At 43.3% G+C, this 17,279-nt stretch carries 15 protein-coding genes; 9 read left to right on the top strand and 6 right to left on the bottom strand.

Features of this window, described 5'->3' with window-relative positions:
- The first annotated feature begins 121 nt into the window (after positions 1-121).
- From radA to GQS54_RS10445, 4 genes are all read left to right on the top strand, one after another.
- Positions 122-1,486, top strand: a complete 1,365-nt coding sequence (gene radA / locus GQS54_RS10460; RefSeq protein WP_166423930.1) for a DNA repair protein RadA — start codon at positions 122-124, stop codon at positions 1,484-1,486.
- A gap of 169 nt (positions 1,487-1,655) precedes the next feature.
- Positions 1,656-2,723, top strand: a complete 1,068-nt coding sequence (locus GQS54_RS10455; RefSeq protein ID WP_240919895.1) for a hypothetical protein — start codon at positions 1,656-1,658, stop codon at positions 2,721-2,723.
- 10 nt (positions 2,724-2,733) lie between these two features.
- Positions 2,734-3,264 (top strand): YfiR family protein, encoded by a 531-nt coding sequence (locus GQS54_RS10450; protein ID WP_346766567.1) that lies wholly within the window; start codon positions 2,734-2,736, stop codon positions 3,262-3,264.
- Positions 3,264-5,366 (top strand): EAL domain-containing protein, encoded by a 2,103-nt coding sequence (locus GQS54_RS10445; protein WP_166423929.1) that lies wholly within the window; start codon positions 3,264-3,266, stop codon positions 5,364-5,366. Before GQS54_RS10450 ends, GQS54_RS10445 begins: the two co-directional genes overlap by 1 nt.
- A 105-nt stretch (positions 5,367-5,471) precedes the next feature.
- Here GQS54_RS10445 and GQS54_RS10440 read toward each other — a convergent pair whose 3' ends face one another.
- The 6 genes from GQS54_RS10440 to GQS54_RS10415 all read right to left on the bottom strand — a co-directional run bounded on the left by GQS54_RS10440 (position 5,472) and on the right by GQS54_RS10415 (position 11,982).
- Positions 5,472-5,615 carry a hypothetical protein gene (locus GQS54_RS10440; protein ID WP_166423928.1) on the bottom strand — a complete coding sequence of 48 codons (144 nt, stop codon included), beginning with the start codon at positions 5,613-5,615 and terminating at the stop codon, positions 5,472-5,474.
- A gap of 136 nt (positions 5,616-5,751) precedes the next feature.
- Positions 5,752-5,910, bottom strand: coding sequence for an entericidin A/B family lipoprotein (locus GQS54_RS10435; RefSeq protein ID WP_158769174.1), 159 nt, complete (start codon positions 5,908-5,910; stop codon positions 5,752-5,754).
- 327 nt (positions 5,911-6,237) lie between these two features.
- The gene (gene acnA / locus GQS54_RS10430) at positions 6,238-8,961 is read right to left on the bottom strand and encodes an aconitate hydratase AcnA (RefSeq protein ID WP_166423927.1); all 2,724 of its coding nucleotides are present in this window, start codon (positions 8,959-8,961) and stop codon (positions 6,238-6,240) included.
- A 122-nt stretch (positions 8,962-9,083) separates the two neighbouring features.
- Positions 9,084-9,848: a PRC-barrel domain-containing protein gene (locus GQS54_RS10425; protein ID WP_166423926.1), complete on the bottom strand. Its 765-nt coding sequence runs from the start codon at positions 9,846-9,848 to the stop codon at positions 9,084-9,086.
- 314 nt (positions 9,849-10,162) lie between these two features.
- Positions 10,163-10,573 carry a GFA family protein gene (locus GQS54_RS10420; protein WP_166423925.1) on the bottom strand — a complete coding sequence of 137 codons (411 nt, stop codon included), beginning with the start codon at positions 10,571-10,573 and terminating at the stop codon, positions 10,163-10,165.
- A 110-nt stretch (positions 10,574-10,683) separates the two neighbouring features.
- On the bottom strand, positions 10,684-11,982 hold the full coding sequence (locus GQS54_RS10415) for a divalent metal cation transporter (protein WP_166423924.1): 1,299 nt from the start codon (positions 11,980-11,982) through the stop codon (positions 10,684-10,686).
- A gap of 768 nt (positions 11,983-12,750) precedes the next feature.
- Here GQS54_RS10415 and GQS54_RS10410 point away from each other — a divergent pair.
- The 5 genes from GQS54_RS10410 (at position 12,751) to cyoD (ending at position 17,276) form a co-directional block, all read left to right on the top strand.
- A complete protein-coding gene (locus GQS54_RS10410) occupies positions 12,751-13,221 on the top strand; it encodes a hypothetical protein (RefSeq protein WP_240919894.1) in 471 nt (156 codons plus the stop codon).
- A gap of 194 nt (positions 13,222-13,415) precedes the next feature.
- Complete coding sequence (gene cyoA, locus GQS54_RS10405) at positions 13,416-14,312, top strand: ubiquinol oxidase subunit II (protein ID WP_166423923.1); 897 nt, start codon at positions 13,416-13,418, stop codon at positions 14,310-14,312.
- A gap of 2 nt (positions 14,313-14,314) precedes the next feature.
- The gene (cyoB, locus tag GQS54_RS10400) at positions 14,315-16,309 is read left to right on the top strand and encodes a cytochrome o ubiquinol oxidase subunit I (protein WP_166423922.1); all 1,995 of its coding nucleotides are present in this window, start codon (positions 14,315-14,317) and stop codon (positions 16,307-16,309) included.
- Complete coding sequence (gene cyoC / locus GQS54_RS10395; RefSeq protein ID WP_166423921.1) at positions 16,306-16,959, top strand: cytochrome o ubiquinol oxidase subunit III; 654 nt, start codon at positions 16,306-16,308, stop codon at positions 16,957-16,959. Before cyoB ends, cyoC begins: the two co-directional genes overlap by 4 nt.
- Positions 16,959-17,276 carry a cytochrome o ubiquinol oxidase subunit IV gene (gene cyoD / locus GQS54_RS10390; RefSeq protein ID WP_166423920.1) on the top strand — a complete coding sequence of 106 codons (318 nt, stop codon included), beginning with the start codon at positions 16,959-16,961 and terminating at the stop codon, positions 17,274-17,276. Before cyoC ends, cyoD begins: the two co-directional genes overlap by 1 nt.
- The last annotated feature ends 3 nt before the right edge of the window (positions 17,277-17,279 follow it).

The following is a 17,279-nucleotide window of genomic DNA, read 5'->3' as shown; positions in this document are numbered from 1 at the left end:
TTTTCATAATGCAATATGTTCAAGCTTATCCTACTATGGGTCGCTTTTTCTCAAGGTTAGCAGGACGTCGAGCCATTATCGCGTCAACCAATATACCAATAACATCTGATTGTGGAGTAACATGGCTAAACGCAAAACTGCCTATGTTTGTAGTGACTGTGGCGCAGAATATCCCCGCTGGCAAGGGCAATGTAACGATTGCAACGCGTGGAATACAATTACCGAATTTGTGGTAAGCCCTACGCGTAATCAACCAGAGCGTAATCTACGAGGTTACGCAGGCCAAACGGTCGCAAAAATTGAAACATTAAACAATATTGATTTGGCGGCGTTACCGCGTTTTACGTCTAATTTCAATGAGCTAGATAGGGTACTAGGTGGGGGCATTGTCCCAGGAAGTGCTATTTTAATTGGCGGGTCTCCTGGTGCTGGTAAAAGTACACTTTTATTACAGGTTATGTGTCACCTTGCTGCCCAACGAAGTGCGTTATACGTCACTGGTGAAGAATCTTTACAGCAGGTGGCCATGCGAGCCAAACGGTTGAACTTACCGAATGATAAACTAAGCATGCTGGCGGAGACGAGTGTCGAAACCATTTGTGAATTAGCCTTGACGCTTAAACCACAAATCATGGTAATCGATTCTATTCAGGTTGTGCACGTTGCTGATGTAGCGTCAGCACCAGGCAGTGTGTCACAGGTACGTGAAAGCGCTGCTTATCTCACACGATTTGCAAAGCAGCATCATATTGCAATGTTTCTTGTAGGGCACGTCACAAAAGATGGCAGCCTCGCTGGGCCTAAAGTACTCGAGCACTGTATTGACTGCTCTATGATGCTTGAGGGTGAAAGTGATAGTCGTTATCGCACGCTACGTAGTCAGAAAAATCGTTTTGGTGCAGTCAACGAGCTTGGTGTGTTTGGCATGACCGAGCGCGGTTTAAAAGAAGTTAGCAATCCCTCGGCAATATTTTTAAGTCGCGACGAGCAGCAATCGCCCGGTAGTATTGTGATGGTGGTTTGGGAGGGGACTCGGCCGCTATTAGTAGAAATACAAGCGTTGGTGGATTATTCGCAGACCGCTAATCCACGTCGGGTTGCCGTGGGTCTAGAGCAAAACCGTATGGCTATGCTGCTTGCTGTATTACATCGCCATGGTGACTTACAGATGAACGACCAAGATGTATTTGCTAACGTGGTCGGTGGCGTTAAAGTCACAGAAACCAGTGCAGATCTTGCGCTTTTGTTATCAATTGTGTCGAGTTTTCGCAATAAAACATTAGACTCTGAGTTAATTGCGTTCGGCGAAGTGGGTTTGGCTGGTGAAATACGGCCCGTACCCAACGGATCTGAACGCATCAGCGAAGCGGCAAAACATGGTTTTAAACGCGCCATTGTGCCAAAAGCGAACGTGCCCAAACAGAAAATTAATGGTATCGAAATTATCGGTGTGTCTCGCCTTAGCGAAGCCCTTGAGGTACTCTAATTAAAGGACCCGTTTTAGACGTAAATAAAGCGCGCTAATATCAGTGGTTTACGTCTAATTTGTTGATACTCATGATTTTTTTAGTAATGGATTATTACTTATTATTGGGGCGTGGCATGCTAATATGCAGCCAAGACGTTATTTTCACCTTATTTAATGGCCTTATATTATGCGTAAATTATTTCCCTTTTATTTTTCTGCTTCTGTCCTTTTAGGAAGTCTTGCGCAAGTCTGTTGGGCACAAAGTACGCCATCCGAATTTGCTGAGCTCAGTTTAGATCAGTTATTCGATATGAATATCTCCGATGGGACAGAGCAAAATCCTTCAGATAGTCGCTGGTCTTTTGCCTATAATTTTAAGTTGGCGGAGTTTCGTGGTTATTTGGACGGGGATGCTAAGCGCAGCGATTCAAGCGTATTGTGGCAAGGACAAGGTACTACTAGAACAGATAGTAACTTCCCAATATTGCCCACTGTCATAGACCAGCAGGTACAGATTTTTTCTGTGGGCTACCGAGTAAATGATGATTGGCGCATGCATGTGTCAGTGCCCTACATCACCCAAAGTACCGATCACATTAGCATTGTGGATGACTACGACCACTTCACTATAAATACCGATGGAGTTGGGGATGCCGTATTGTCAGTCAGTCATCGGTTAGTCGCGACGAGTGATGATGTATGGTGGTTTACCTTTGGCGTGAGTTTACCTACCGGATCAATAGATGAAGTAGGGGATACTCCCAGAGATGCTGGTGACCAACAATTACCTTACACAATGCAGCTCGGCTCAGGTACCTATGATTTTCCCGTTGAGTTCAGTTACAAAAGCCTAGGCGAGCATGATTTTAGTTTAAGTATGTCGGCCATGGTGCGCACGGGGAAAAACGACCGTGATTATCGACTGGGCAATAGTTACAGCATTTCTGGTCGCTATAAATTCCATGCCACGCCCGAGTTGAAACCTTACTTAGGGATGGAATATCAATATCGTAGTGCTATCCATGGACAAGACGATGAAATAACGCTTAGCGGTTTATTCCCTTATCCTGCGAGTATTACAAATCCTAAATTATACGGTGGCAAGAAAGTCAGTGCTCAAGTAGGGATCCGCTGGCAGTTTAGTGAATCCTATGCCCTTCGTGCTGAATTTTCAAAACCTGTTTATCAGCACTTGAATGGCCCTCAACCGAAAGAAAACTACCGTACCGGTTTAACACTTTCGCGTCTAATGTAAGGTTAATTACGTGTCTGGTTTAATCAATGTCAATTGGGTAAAAGGTAGCCTAGTATTTTTTGTCCTATTTCCATCTCTGTTGATGGCCTCTCAAGAGCTGGCAAAAGAGCGGAAGCTAAAAGCGGCGTATTTGCTGAATTTTACTAAATATATGAATTGGCCTAAAGGTAACAATAGTGTCCATCAAATGGGCTTTCATCTTTGCATACATAGTGATGCACCATTCTATGAGTTTATGCAGGCACTCATCGCTCGCCACAATCAAGGAAATAACAACCGACGTATTACCATTAACAAAATTTTAGACGCAAAATTATGCCATATGGCTTATTTTCAAACCCCTATCGAGCAGCCGTTATTACAGCTAGAAAAGGCTGTTATCGTGCTTGAATCACAGGGTGTACAACAGGCTAATAGCGCTATTCGATTCTATACCCAGGCACAGAGAGTGCGCTTTGAATTCGATTTAGCGCAATTGGCTAGGGCGCATGTTACCGCTAGTTCTGAGTTACTAAAACTTGCCAAAATAGTGAAAAAATAATGTTTTCGACTATCAGGCGAGCCTCTTTTTTTCATAAGCAACTTATTGCGATCATCGGCACTAATTTGCTTATTTTAGGAATTGCTGCGTTTCTCATTTACTCCGCTTTTGTTGACGATTATCGAGATAATCTAATTAAAACAATGGATAGTCATGCTTCGTTATTATCGGCTGCTAGCCGTTCAGCCTTATTATTCAATGATGAACGGGCTGGGCATACTATCCTCGCGTCTTTGGAAAAAATACCAGCCGTGCGTTACGTACAAATTCTCGATAGCCGTAAAGCCATTTTTGCCACTTACACTCGAGAAGGGCAGAGTAACGATTTTTCGTTGAGTGACACCACACCAGGGTATTATTTTACCAATAATAATCTTTATCTGACCCAAGAGATAACGCTAGAGCAAGATGTCCTTGGTTATATTATTTTATCAGCCGACACCTTGTCGTTACAGGCTCAGCAACGTCGATATGGGCAAATGGTACTGTGGGTCTTTGTACTTGGTACGTTGCTGGCGTACCTGTTAAATTGGCGTATGCAGAAACGCCTGCAATCTCCTATAAAACGTTTAATCGGTTTAGTGGACTATGTGGCCAAAGAAGGGGTGTACGACCAACGTATTTTTAACCGTAGAGAGGACGAAATAGGGCGATTAGTGAATGGGGTTAATTCGATGTTGGACACCATTGAAGATCATCAATTTAAATTAAGTGAACACAGCGAACATCTTGAAGGGATAGTTGCTCTTCGCACAGAGCAGCTCTATGAGCGTGCGAATTTTGATGCATTAACCCAATTACCTAACCGACACTCTCTGACCGACAAAATAGCCCAGGCTATTGAAAGAGCCAAAGGTAAGAGCAGCAATTTGGCATTGATGTTTCTTGACTTAGACCGTTTTAAAGTTATTAACGACAGCCTTGGGCATTTTATGGGAGATAAGTTGTTAGTTGAAGTGACCAAAAAAATCCAACAGATAATAAAGAATGATGACGTGGTCGGTCGCTGGGGCGGAGATGAATTTGTCATTCTGATCGAAAATCCACAAGATATAAGCGCGGTAGATGCGTTGGCGAAAGAGATTATCGCGGGCCTGAGTCTGCCACTTATCGTTGCGGGCCATCAATTACATATTTCTACTAGCATCGGAATTGCATGTTTTCCAAAGGACGGGGATGACGCATCGAGTTTGCTAAAACATGCAGATACCAGCATGTATAAAGCGAAAGAAATCGGGCTTGGACAGTTTCGCTTTTTTGACCAAGAGATGCTCAATGATTCTGTTTGGCGCCTAACCCTGGAAACTCAGTTACGTGAGGCCGCCGCACAGCAACAGTTTGAATTGGTTTACCAACCCAAAGTCAATATTCGTGATGCAACCCTTGTTGGGTTAGAAGCCTTAATTAGATGGGAAAATGGTCAAGAGTCTGTTCATCCAACAGTATTTTTGCCTATTGCGGAAGATATTGGGCTAATGGAATCGATTAGTGTATGGGTGTTAAATCAGGCTTGCCAACAAAATGCCGATTGGCAGCGCTTAGGTATCGATATTGTCCCCGTCGCTGTAAATCTACCCGCTTCATTTATAATGGGGCCTCATTGCCTTGAATTCATTAGACATGCGCTAAAGCAATCTGGTTTAGCGGCTGAATTTCTAGAGGTCGAAATTACCGAAAATACTTTTATCGCGTCTACTGAGTTAGCGGTAAATGTGCTCTCGGCATTGCACGAATTAGGGGTAAATGTTGCAATTGATGACTTTGGTACGGGTTACTCGTGCATGAGTTATTTGCGCGACTTACCCGTTAACACCTTGAAAATTGATGGCACGTTTATAAACGATCTCGTCTCGCCAGAGCTTACTGATGCAGGCAATGGGAGGGACCAACATAACCGTGACCACGGTATACTTAAATCCATAATCATGCTGGGTAAAAGCCTAGGGTTGAGCATAGTGGCTGAATGCGTTGAGGAAAAATTCCAAGTCGATATCTTAAGAGAAATGGGCTGTGATGTTATTCAAGGGTATTACTACAGCAAGCCATTATCAGTAGATGATGCTGATGCCTATTTGCGCCTTCACCTAGGTAACCAGAAATAATAGATCCCAACCGAGTGCGCTCGGTCAATCTGTAGCTAGTATCTATTTGGTATCAGTGCTAGACAAGCCTCAACTCCCTCTACTGAAGAGAAAATTACCGCCTGACTAATTATTTCGTTTTAGTTTTTGTAACCAATTTTTAGCGCTTAAACTGACTGATTCACTGCGCTGGTAAGAGCGTTCCATAGACAGTTGTAACTGGCGTAAGTGATCCGCAAAACGGTTTGTTGAGCTTTTAGTACGAGTCATATTCCATCTCCGGTTATATATGCATTTAACTGTTGTCTCTTTTACCAGACATAATTATCAATTTCATTCTGTCAGTATGTCGGTTGATTGCTGCCATCAGCTCTATCTACTGACCGAGGGTATCAATGTAAATAGACTACTCGTTGGCCGCATCTTGCACGACTTCACCTGCGCTTTCAATATCCTGCCCAGCACCGTCAATAGTGGCGCATGAGGTCAAAGTGAACACTAAAATAGCAACCAACGCGCTGGTATTTAACAATGTTTTTAATGCAGTTATAAGTTTGCTTTTCATAATATGTATCCTTTTATTTGAGTAATTATCACACTTTTAATGAATGTATTTACTCGTTGGGTAACTATTAGTAAGCCAATCTCATGCCAACTTTTCTAGCTCAACTAGTTAATATAAAGTTAAATAAAATCAATGAGTTAACTTTTTATGATGGAAAGGTTAAATAACTGATGTAAATCCTACTACTTATGTGGATAAATTTTACCTAAAGACGAGATAAGAATTAATGATACGAGGCTGATGACATGAAAGAGATAAACGTAAAAAGCCGCGTAATAATTTACGCGGCTTTTGCTTAAGGTTGATTTACAGCGTTAATATGCGGCTTTATGCGCTTTTGTTTAAGCTGCGTAATACGTATTGCAGTATGCCTCCATCGCTGAAGTAGCTGAACTCGTTGGGAGTGTCGATACGAATTTGTGCCTCGAACGTGAACTCGCCTTGTTCGCCTTTGACAGCCACAGAAACTTCTTTCTGCCCGCTCTCAATAGCGTTGATGGAATATTGCTCAGTGCCATCTAGTTTTAAGCTTGCGGCTGTTTCGCCGACTTTAAACTGTAAGGGTAATATTCCCATACCAATCAGGTTTGAACGATGAATTCGTTCATAACTTTCAGCAATAACAGCCTTAACACCGAGTAATAAGGGGCCTTTTGCTGCCCAATCTCTGGAGCTACCTGTACCATACTCTTTACCTGCAATGATGACCGTTGGCGTGCCTTGGTCTTGATATTTCATGGCGGCGTCGAATACTGACATTTGTTCTTTTGATGGTTGAAAACGTGTCCAGCCGCCTTCGGTACCAGGTGCTAATTGATTTTTAAGTCTGACGTTAGCAAATGTGCCACGCATCATGACCTCATGGTTGCCCCTGCGCGAGCCAAATGAATTGAACTCGTGCTCCTCTACGCCATGGGCCTGCAAATACTGGGCGGCTGGTCCGTCGGGCGCAATGCTGCCCGCAGGAGAGATATGATCCGTGGTCACCGTATCCCCAAGTTTCAATAAACAACGGGCCCCATCGATTGAACTGATAGGCTCAGGCTGTTGCTTAATACCGTCGAAGAACGTGGGTTTTTTCACATAAGTAGACTCAGGCCAGTTATATTGCTCACTGTCGACTATCTCTAGGTTATTCCACGAATCATCGCCTTCAAAAATATGACTATAGCGCTCTGAAAACATCTCACTCTTAACCACATCAGTCACCAAGGCTTGGATCTCGTCATTACTGGGCCATATGTCACGTAAATAAACTGGCTTGCCGTCTTTACTCGTGCCCAACGGTTCTTTCATCAGGTCAATGTTCATATTGCCCGCTAACGCATATGCGATAACCAATGGTGGCGATGCAAGGTAGTTTGCTTTTACATCTGAATGGATACGCCCTTCAAAGTTTCGATTGCCCGAAAGCACAGAAGTAACATTCAGTTTCTCTTTACGAATTGCGGCGGTGATAGGGTCTGGCAGAGGTCCTGAATTACCAATACAGGTTGTACAGCCGTACCCCACTAAATAGAAACCTAGATTCTCTAGCTCATGAGTAAGATTTGCCTTGTCCATATATTCGGTCACGACCTGTGAGCCTGGTGCAAAGCTAGTTTTGACCCACGGTTTAACCGATAGGCCAAGTTCACTGGCTTTTTTAGCGAGCAAGCCAGCCGCAATTAACACGGAAGGGTTTGATGTGTTGGTACAGCTGGTAATGGCGGCTATCACCACTGCGCCATCGTTTAAACTGAACTTTTGTCCGTTGTACTCCACTTGACTTGAATCTTCGGTTCTTTGAGCCTCATGGCCCCCCTCTGATTCGAAACGGCCTTTTTCAGGATCCTCAGTGGTGATAATAAGCTGCTCTTGTTCTGACAACCATGTTTTAAATTTACCTGCAGCCTCGGTTAGGGGGATTCTGTCTTGTGGACGTTTAGGTCCAGCAATTGATGTGACAACCTGACCTAGGTCAATGTGTAAGTTCGCATGGTAAACAGCGTTTTTCTGAGTTTCTGAACCCCACATGCCTTGCACTTTTGCGTAAGCTTTGATGATTTTTATGTTGCGCTCTTCTCGCCCAGTTAAGCGCAAGTAAGTTTCGGTTTGTTCATCTAACGGGAAAATACCACAGGTTGCGCCGTACTCGGGAGCCATATTGGCGATGGTTGCTCTATCAGCAATCGTTAGATGTTTAACCCCTTCACCATAAAATTCGACAAATTTGCCCACAACGCCAAATTCACGCAGTTTTTGGGTAATCGTCAGGACCAAATCCGTGGCGGTAGTGCCAGGTGGTAATGCGCCTGTTATCTCCATACCGACGACTTCTGGTATCAACATGGTAACGGGTTGACCTAGCATAGCCGCTTCAGCCTCAATACCACCTACGCCCCAGCCTAACACGCCTAAACCATTGATCATGGTCGTGTGCGAGTCAGTGCCCACTAATGTGTCGGGGTATAAGAACGTTTGCTCGCCTTGTTTTTCGATGAAGGTAACTCGGGCTAAATATTCTAGATTAACCTGATGTACTATACCTTTCCCTGGAGGAACGACTTTAAAGTTGTCGAATGCTTGCTGACCCCAACGTAAAAATTGATAGCGTTCTTTATTACGCTGGACTTCCATAGCAGTATTTTTATCAAAAGCGTCCTCTTGTGCAAAAAAATCAACCATAACCGAATGGTCAATAACTAGCTCTACAGGTTTCAACGGATTAATTTTTTGCGGATCGCCGCCTAAATCAACCATAGCATCGCGCATCGCCGCTAAATCAACGACCGCCGGTACACCGGTAAAATCTTGCAACACGACTCGAGAGGGAACGAACGCTATCTCTGTTGTTGCCTTGTCATCAACATTCCACGTGGCGAGTTTATTAATGTCCTCTTCTTGAACAAAATTTTCCTGGCTGTGGCGTAGCAGATTTTCAAGTAGGATTTTGGCAGCGAAAGGCAGTCTTGCGATATCGTGGGTGCCCTCTAGGCTGTCTAAGGCGTAATACGAAAATTGCTCGCCGTCTACGGTCAATGTTTTTAAATAAGGGGAAGGTTGCTGCATGATGTTCTCCGTCTGTGTGAAGGTTTCTCACTAAGGGTTACGGTAGTTATAACGTAAGGCGGTACCAGTGACGCAAAATTAACTGCTTTTCGTACCGCAAATTGTATCGCGAGCTAGGTGTATTATTTGATTTTGGGCAAGCTCTGTAGTTCGCGCTTCACCTTGAGTTTATAGTCCTCGTTATTTAATAAGTCATGTTCGCATTCTGGGCAAAATTCAATATCAGTGGAGGGTAATGTGCAGTGCACTCGTTGCTCTAACCAATTAATATCATCTATGTGCTTAGGCGCTAGCAGTAGTTTTTTACCGCCTGGGAGCCATTCATGCGTATCAATGATAATCAATGGCACTTCCCAATTATCAGTATCTAAAATCAGGTCGTGGATATGGCCAACCGTTTTTCCATCTGCAATAACGTCGTAACCTTGCAGTTCGTCAATAGAACGCAAATGATTAGCGTGGCTTTTGTCGTGCTCTTCTAGGTCAGTGTTTGCTTGCTCTAAAGCTTGTTGATTAACCAGCGATGTAGGATTGGCATATTCGCCCCAAGCGCCAGGCCCGGTCCAGTAGTAGCCGTAGCCTAAATAAGAGAACAATATTTCTTCATATTCTCGTGAGACTGTTTTTTCTTCATCAATGGACGGGCTATCTTTAATTTGTTGTTTACTTAGGGCAACGTGGATTTTTTCATCGTCAGTATCGATTTCTCTCAATGAAATAGGCGAAATAAGGACTTTCTCACCTAAGGGAAGCCATTTATGAGTATCGACGTACATGTAACGTATTGTCCATGCACGATCATCAAATAAGAAATCTTTTATGATACCGATATCACCGTCTGTTGCTGCAATGGTAAATCGTTGAATGTCTCGTAAACCTGCAAACATGCTGTTCTCCCGACTAGTAGCTGCGAATAAATCAAGTGAAAAGTCGTCATTAAGCCGTTGTACTCGCCTCGCTGGGTTATATGCAACGTGCTAAACGGATTATTCACACTGACTATTCAAAAATAGTTAATGCTTTAGATATACGCAAAGAGTAAGCCAGCATTAATGCAAGCTTCAAGCACCTACAGTATAGTAGTTAGGGGCGATTACAGCAGATATCAAGAACCTTAGTAGAGGGAATTAAAAGTAACAATTACCAGATGGACTGTAATATTTACAGTCCATCTAATGGCTAAGATAATATTATTACGAGGTTAACTAGGGCCTTGTTCGAAGCTGGGTAGATTTTTTATATCGGGCAACCATTTAAGTGCTGAGCTGGACCAAATTTGTCTTCTTGGAGGGAGCTCATGGCGCTGATCTATCGCACCTACACGTAGGTTATATATCTTAGGTTCACTGCCTACTGCGCAAGCATAAATTCCCGTGCCACATTGCCCACAAAAACCTTGGGCGCGATGATTTCCGCTTTGGGCGACCTTTACGTATTCCTTAGGTTCGCCTTTAGTAAACGTTAACCCGTCAATTTCGGTTACCACAACGGTGCGAAAGGCACTGGCAGACAATACTTGGCAGTCAACACAATGACAGATCATGGCTTTTTCAGGATTGACCACCGCGCTGAATTCTAGTTCGCCGCAGTGGCAACGACCGGTAATGTTCATATTTTTCCTTATTATAAAAAATAAATGCAAGAAGATAAGACTTGCTGTTGCAGTAAAGACTTCAAATTATGTGTACCAGAACTAAGTGCTTATTGTATGTTTTATAATCTTTAACCAATGATTTTCCAACATATAAAAAATAGACTAAACAGCGTTAAAATAGTTAAACAGCATAGGGTGTAAATACGAAATACACCTTGCGGTTTATATTCAGGCCTGACGTCAGCACCCATCATGACTTTATAGTTTAGCCATGCGTATATGGGGGCGCTGACAAAAGACACAGTCGTTACAAAATCCAGTAAGGCTTTAATATCAGCACTAAAGTCAGTGATAATCCACCAACTCCCTAATGCTAAAATAGCCAGTGAGACGATGTACGCTTTGTTGCCTGAGCGACTTTTCTGTCTTATTGCTTGTTCAGTTACAGATGGCGTTTGTGCAGAATTTATCGGCTGTTGTGCTTGAGTTAATTGATAAGCTCGTTTCCACACCTGTGGAAACCCGTCAGCGACTGCAAATGTGGTCGAAAATAGAGCGACAAAGGTCACGATAGCCATTAACAGCCAGCTCCAATCCCCCAGTGCATTACTGTAAATTCCGACTAGTTGCCCGGCAAAAGCGGCCGCGGCGTCAGCAAAACGATCACCTTGACCAAACATAAGCAGGGCGCCTAACCATAAAAATATAATGGCCAATAACAAGCTTGCAGCATACCCAATATTAAAATCAGTGGTGGCATTTTTAGCGTTTTCCGGTCCGGGCTTTGCGCCTCGAGATAAGATCCACAATGAGTGCCAAACCGACACTTCTACAGCGGTCGGCATCCAGCCGATTAAAGCAACAATAAAAGCAATACTCGCAGCACCGCCTAGATTAATCGCCGGTGCATCTACAGATGGGGTTAAGCCTAAACGTCCTATGGCGGCAAACCAAGCAATCACGCTGCATACAACAAGGATTAACATCATCCATTTAAGCAAGGTATTGAGTACCTTGTAATGGCCAACCAAAAGTACCGCACATACAATACCCAAAATTAGCGCCGCCCACTGGGAAAGCGATAACACATCACCAAACAGATTCATGGCCAGGGCTGCTGTCACGATGGTCACCCCAGACTGAATAAAGAACATAGTAATAAAGGTTAATGCCAGAAATAGATAAAATGCCCATTTTCCCACTGAACGATAACCATCAAGTAAGCTTTTGCCGGTCAAACCGGCGTATTTTGGGCCAAATAAGAAAAAGGGATACTTCACCACATGGGCGAGTAAAATAAATCCTAACAGTGCAAAGCCGAAGTCAGCCCCAGCACGGGTTGCTTGTACGATATGTGATACGCCGATACTGGTGGCGGCCCAAACGATTCCAGGGCCAAGTAAGGTCATTATTTTAGTTATTTTCATACCACTACCATTTTTTAAATAGTTGTTCGGGTGAAATGAGTGTTTGATTAAAGTCAGCTAAAATTAATGGCGCAGCCAACTCGCTAGTAAGGTGCTAACTGTTGTTCTGTATCGCTTAGGAGGTGCATTACCATCCTGTAATAAGGTGATGTAATCACACAATTCTTTGCTATAGAGATGCTCAAAAGTTAAAGAGAAGCTCAAAACGTACTTTGCAGACAATCATGCGCGGTATCCATAATATTTCGCTGAGTGTTTTGGCTACGTTGTTGTTTGGCTGGGGTAAAACGGTAAGCCGCCATTTTTAAGTCATTCTCTTATATCGTCGACATATCACTGAAAATACTGAGTTTACCGTTTTGATCATGCCGTTTTTGTTTAAAAACAGCAATGTAAGAATTTGTCCGTCGTAGAAAAGCGTTTCAAAACAATTTGCATATTACTCACGACAATTTCTGTTTTTCAAAGAGAGGAAAAAAGGCGTAATTTAGGGCATATTGATATCGCTAATAACTTTCCCTTAGTCACGGAATTATCTTCACTTATCAAAACTAATAGTAATGAAACGTAATGAAATGGAGGATTTGCTACCGCATTCATAAATCTATGATGAAAACGCACCTAAGTTTGTTGGTTAATTGTTTTTTATGTGTTTGTTTTTTGTAAATGAATGATTTTAATAATGAATATTTACAATTTAGCCAAGACTGCTCTTTGTACAGCTGAATCGCTTTTGCTAGTATCCGCCAATCAAAAAATGAGCAAAGCTTGACGCAGATCAAAGTTTTGCCACTTTACTCGTGTAACCCTCTGGACCAAACGTTGAATCAGCACACTGCACATTCACAAAATTTACCCCTTTGGCGCAATATGCGCTTGGGTATCAATAATACTTCGCTCCTAGGGAAGTTGTGCTTTGTGGGCGGTGTTGTTGGGTTATTTTCCGCGTTTACGGTTTTTTTAGGGGGATTTTACGAAGGTGCTGAGTATATTGGTTTAGCACTCGATTTCTCTACCTTCGACCTGCTCAGTGCTGCATCCTTGTTGTGTTTATTAGCCATTAGTAGTTATTTTTCACAACATTACTTGTGGCTATTAAATTTAGTGCCTGATTATGTGTTACGTCATCTAGCCGCTAAGCCTAAACCGTTATTTACCGTCCCCAATGTTATTAGTCAGGCGCCTACCGCCCATGGCTCTCGTGCTCCCCCTTTTTCTTATAGCGGCTCAAATCGCTAAATAAGCCTATTGGTTATCTATATTGTTTGGTCGTTCATTACGTACGTCACCTGTGAGCCAGACTAGTTATATATAAATTTTATTGCTTATTTTACTTTGAGCCCGCTCACGCGATAAATCCGGTTTATCCGGTGTTTAATTCTGCCTAATTCACTTAAGGCAGTACTCTAAATATTGTGGGTAGGGGAATTCCTTTGTTAATCCGTAAGTTAGGTTATTCAGCATTGGCGACAAGCCTGTTGTTATTGTCAGGCTGTGAAGGTGGTGTGCTTGATCCGAAAGGTCAGGTAGGCATCGATGAAAAATATTTAATTATAGTAGCAACTGTATTGATGTTGCTTGTGGTTGTTCCCGTTATTGGAATGACCTTGTATTTCGCTTGGCGTTACCGTGAAGGGCGCGAGCATGAAATTTATGACCCAAAGTGGGCTCATTCCAATAAAGTTGAAGCTGTCGTATGGTTAATACCGATTGTTATTATCGCTATTTTAGGCGCCCTCACTTGGTATTCCACCCAAAAGCTAGACCCTTACAAATCACTTGATCACGAACATAAGCCCATCACCATTCAAGTGGTTTCCTTAAACTGGAAATGGTTATTCATTTATCCAGAACAAGGTATCGCTACGGTTAACGAAGTGGTGTTCCCCAAAGATGTACCAGTGGAGTTTAAGATCACGTCTGATACCACCATGAACTCATTTTTCATTCCCCAATTGGGCAGCCAAATCTACTCTATGGCGGGCATGACGACTCGGCTTAACTTGATTGCCAATGAAGCGGGAGAATTCGACGGTATTTCTGCTAATTACAGTGGTGCAGGTTTCACTGGTATGAAGTTCAAAGCGATCGCTAAACCGTCAGAACAAGCGTTTGAGGACTGGGTCAAGGCCGTTAAACACAGTCCGGCTGCATTAACTGATAGTAGCTACGCGCAACTAGCGCAACCGAGCGAAAATAACCCTGTGGACTATTACGGCACTGTGGAAAATGAGATGTTCCAGCATGTTGTTATGCAGTTTATGGGCAATATGAAACACCACGAGCAACCTGAGCATTCAGCTCATATGTCTATGCAGGCGGAGGACTAATTATGTCGCTATTAGGAAATATTACCCTCGATGCCATCCCGTACCACGAACCCATTATTATGGTGACGCTGGCCGTGATTGGCGTCATTGGTTTAGCCGTTGTTGGCTTAATAACAAAATATGAAAAGTGGGGTGTGCTGTGGCATAACTGGTTAACCTCGGTTGATCATAAACGCCTCGGTATTATGTACATCATTTTAGCGCTCGTTATGCTTATTCGTGGCTTCTCTGATGCCATTATGATGCGTACACAACTCGCTATCGCCACCAATGGCTCCGAAGGGTATTTGCCCCCAGAACATTACGACCAGATATTTACTGCTCACGGCATTATCATGATCATCTTTATGGCCATGCCCTTTATGATTGGTTTGATGAATATCGTATTGCCTTTGCAAATTGGCGCTCGTGATGTGGCATTCCCCTTTATGAACAATCTGAGCTTCTGGTTTACCGCCTCAGGCGCAGTATTAATCAATATATCGTTAGGGTTAGGAGAATTTGCCAAAACCGGCTGGTTAGCGTATCCGCCACTTTCGGAGATGTCTTTTAGTCCAGGCGTAGGGGTCGATTATTATATTTGGGCCTTGCAGATATCCGGCATAGGGACATTGCTCACAGGGGTTAATTTCTTAGCGACTGTGTTTAAAATGCGCGCCCCGGGTATGAAGCTAATGCAGATGCCTATTTTTACGTGGACCTGTACATGGGCTAACATTTTGATTGTGGCGTCTTTTCCTATTCTAACCGCGGTACTAGGTTTACTGACCTTAGATCGTTACTTGGATTTCCATTTCTTTACTAATGACGGTGGCGGAAACGCCATGATGTATATCAACTTGTTTTGGGCTTGGGGACATCCTGAAGTATATATTTTAGTGTTACCTGCTTTTGGTATTTTCTCTGAAGTTATTTCAACCTTCACTGGTAAACGCTTGTTTGGTTATACCTCTATGGTTTGGGCCAGTGGTGCCATTTCTATTTTAGGCTTTGTGGTGTGGTTACATCACTTCTTCACAATGGGCTCTAGTGCCGATGTAAACGCCTTTTTTGGTGTGATGACCATGATTATCGCCATTCCCACAGGTGTGAAGCTATTCAACTGGTTGTTCACTATGTATCGCGGTCGTTTACGTATCACCGTGCCTGTACTGTGGACCCTAGGCTTTATGGTTACCTTTAGCATAGGGGGCATGACAGGTGTGTTATTAGCGATACCTGGCGCCGACTATGTGTTGCATAACAGTCTGTTTTTAGTGGCTCACTTTCATAACACCATTATTGGTGGTGCGGTATTTGGCTACATGGCAGGCTTTGCGTTTTGGTTCCCTAAAGCAACGGGTTTCCATTTGAACGAGCGTTTGGGTAAATATTCATTTTGGTGTTGGCAAATTGGTTTCTACGTGGCCTTTATGCCGCTGTATGTGTTGGGCTTTTTGGGCATGACACGTCGTTTGAATCACACCAACAACCCAGATTGGAATATCTGGCTATACGTTGCAGCTTTGGGCGCAGTGATAATATTTGCGGGCATTATTCTACAGTTTGTGCAGTTATACGTGAGTATACGTGATCGTGAGCAAAACCCAGATCTAGACGGCGATCCGTGGAATGGTCACACGCTTGAATGGTCAACCGCGTCACCACCGCAGTTTTATAATTTTGCTACTTTACCCAAGGTACATGACATAGATGCGTTTACCGATATGAAAGAAAAAGGTATTGAATATCAAGCGCCTGATGAGTACTTGCCTATTCATATGCCAAGTAATACAGCTGCTGGTATGCAAGTAGCTGGTGCAGCAGGCATAGTCGGATTTGCTTTGATCTGGCACATTTGGTGGTTAGCCATCGTCGGTGCATTGGGCATAGTGGTGGCCTTTATCGCCCGCTGTTACGCCAATAATGTAGATTATTATGTTGAACCCCAAGAGATTGCCGAAATTGAACAGGCGCACCTTGCAAACGTGGCATCCGTAAAGGAGGAACTTGTATGAGCGCGGTACCTGAAACCCTAAAATTTGCCTCTGATCAAGGCTTAACAGGTGATCATAATGGCGGTCATGACGACGGACATGGTGAGCATCACGATACATCCGCTACCACCTTGTTTGGCTTTTGGCTCTACTTAATGACCGACTGTATTTTGTTTGCTTCGGTATTTGCTACCTACGCGGTGTTGTTTATGAACACCGATGGCGGCGTATCAGGCAAAGATATATTCGATCTTAACTTTGTGGCAGTTGAAACCGGTGCGTTATTAATCAGTAGCATCACGTACGGTTTCGCGCTGCTATGTGCTCACAAACAGCAAAAGGCCGGCACACTATTATGGTTGCTGGTCACTATTGCCCTAGGTTGTGTGTTTATTTCTATGGAAGTGTATGAATTTCATCACTTAATTCTTGAAGGAAATGGCCCAGATCGTAGTGCATTCTTAAGCTCGTTTTTCGCGTTAGTCGGCATGCATGGCTTGCATGTTACTGCAGGTTTGATTTGGATGATTGTTATGGTGCTTGAGGTATTGAAGCGCGGGTTAGGCACACAAACGGTTACCCGTTTAGGGTGCTTAAGCTTGTTCTGGCATTTCTTAGATATCGTGTGGGTCTGTGTGTTCACCGTTGTATATTTATTAGGAGCAATGTAATGAGTCATTCAGCAGAAATCGAATCTCACGGCAGTGTTAAATCTTACTTAATAGGTTTTGTATTATCTGTAGTACTAACCGCTATTCCGTTTTGGATAGTCATGACAGGAAGCTTCAGTAAAGCCACCACTTTTTATAGTGTGATAGCGTTAGCGGTTGTGCAGATCGTGGTGCACTTAAAATACTTTTTGCATCTAGATTTTTCAATTCGTGGTCGTTTAAACACCTTTGCGTTTTTGTTTACCGCACTGATTATTGTCATGGTGGTTGGGTTATCCATTTGGATCATCTATAGCGCCAACGCAATGATGATGTAGAGA

The sequence above is a fragment of the Paraglaciecola sp. 20A4 genome (assembly GCF_011378905.1).
Taxonomy (GTDB): Bacteria; Pseudomonadota; Gammaproteobacteria; order Enterobacterales; family Alteromonadaceae; genus Paraglaciecola.
The sequence above is the reverse complement of the archived record's forward strand: the minus strand, read 5'-3'. Positions and strand labels throughout refer to the sequence as shown.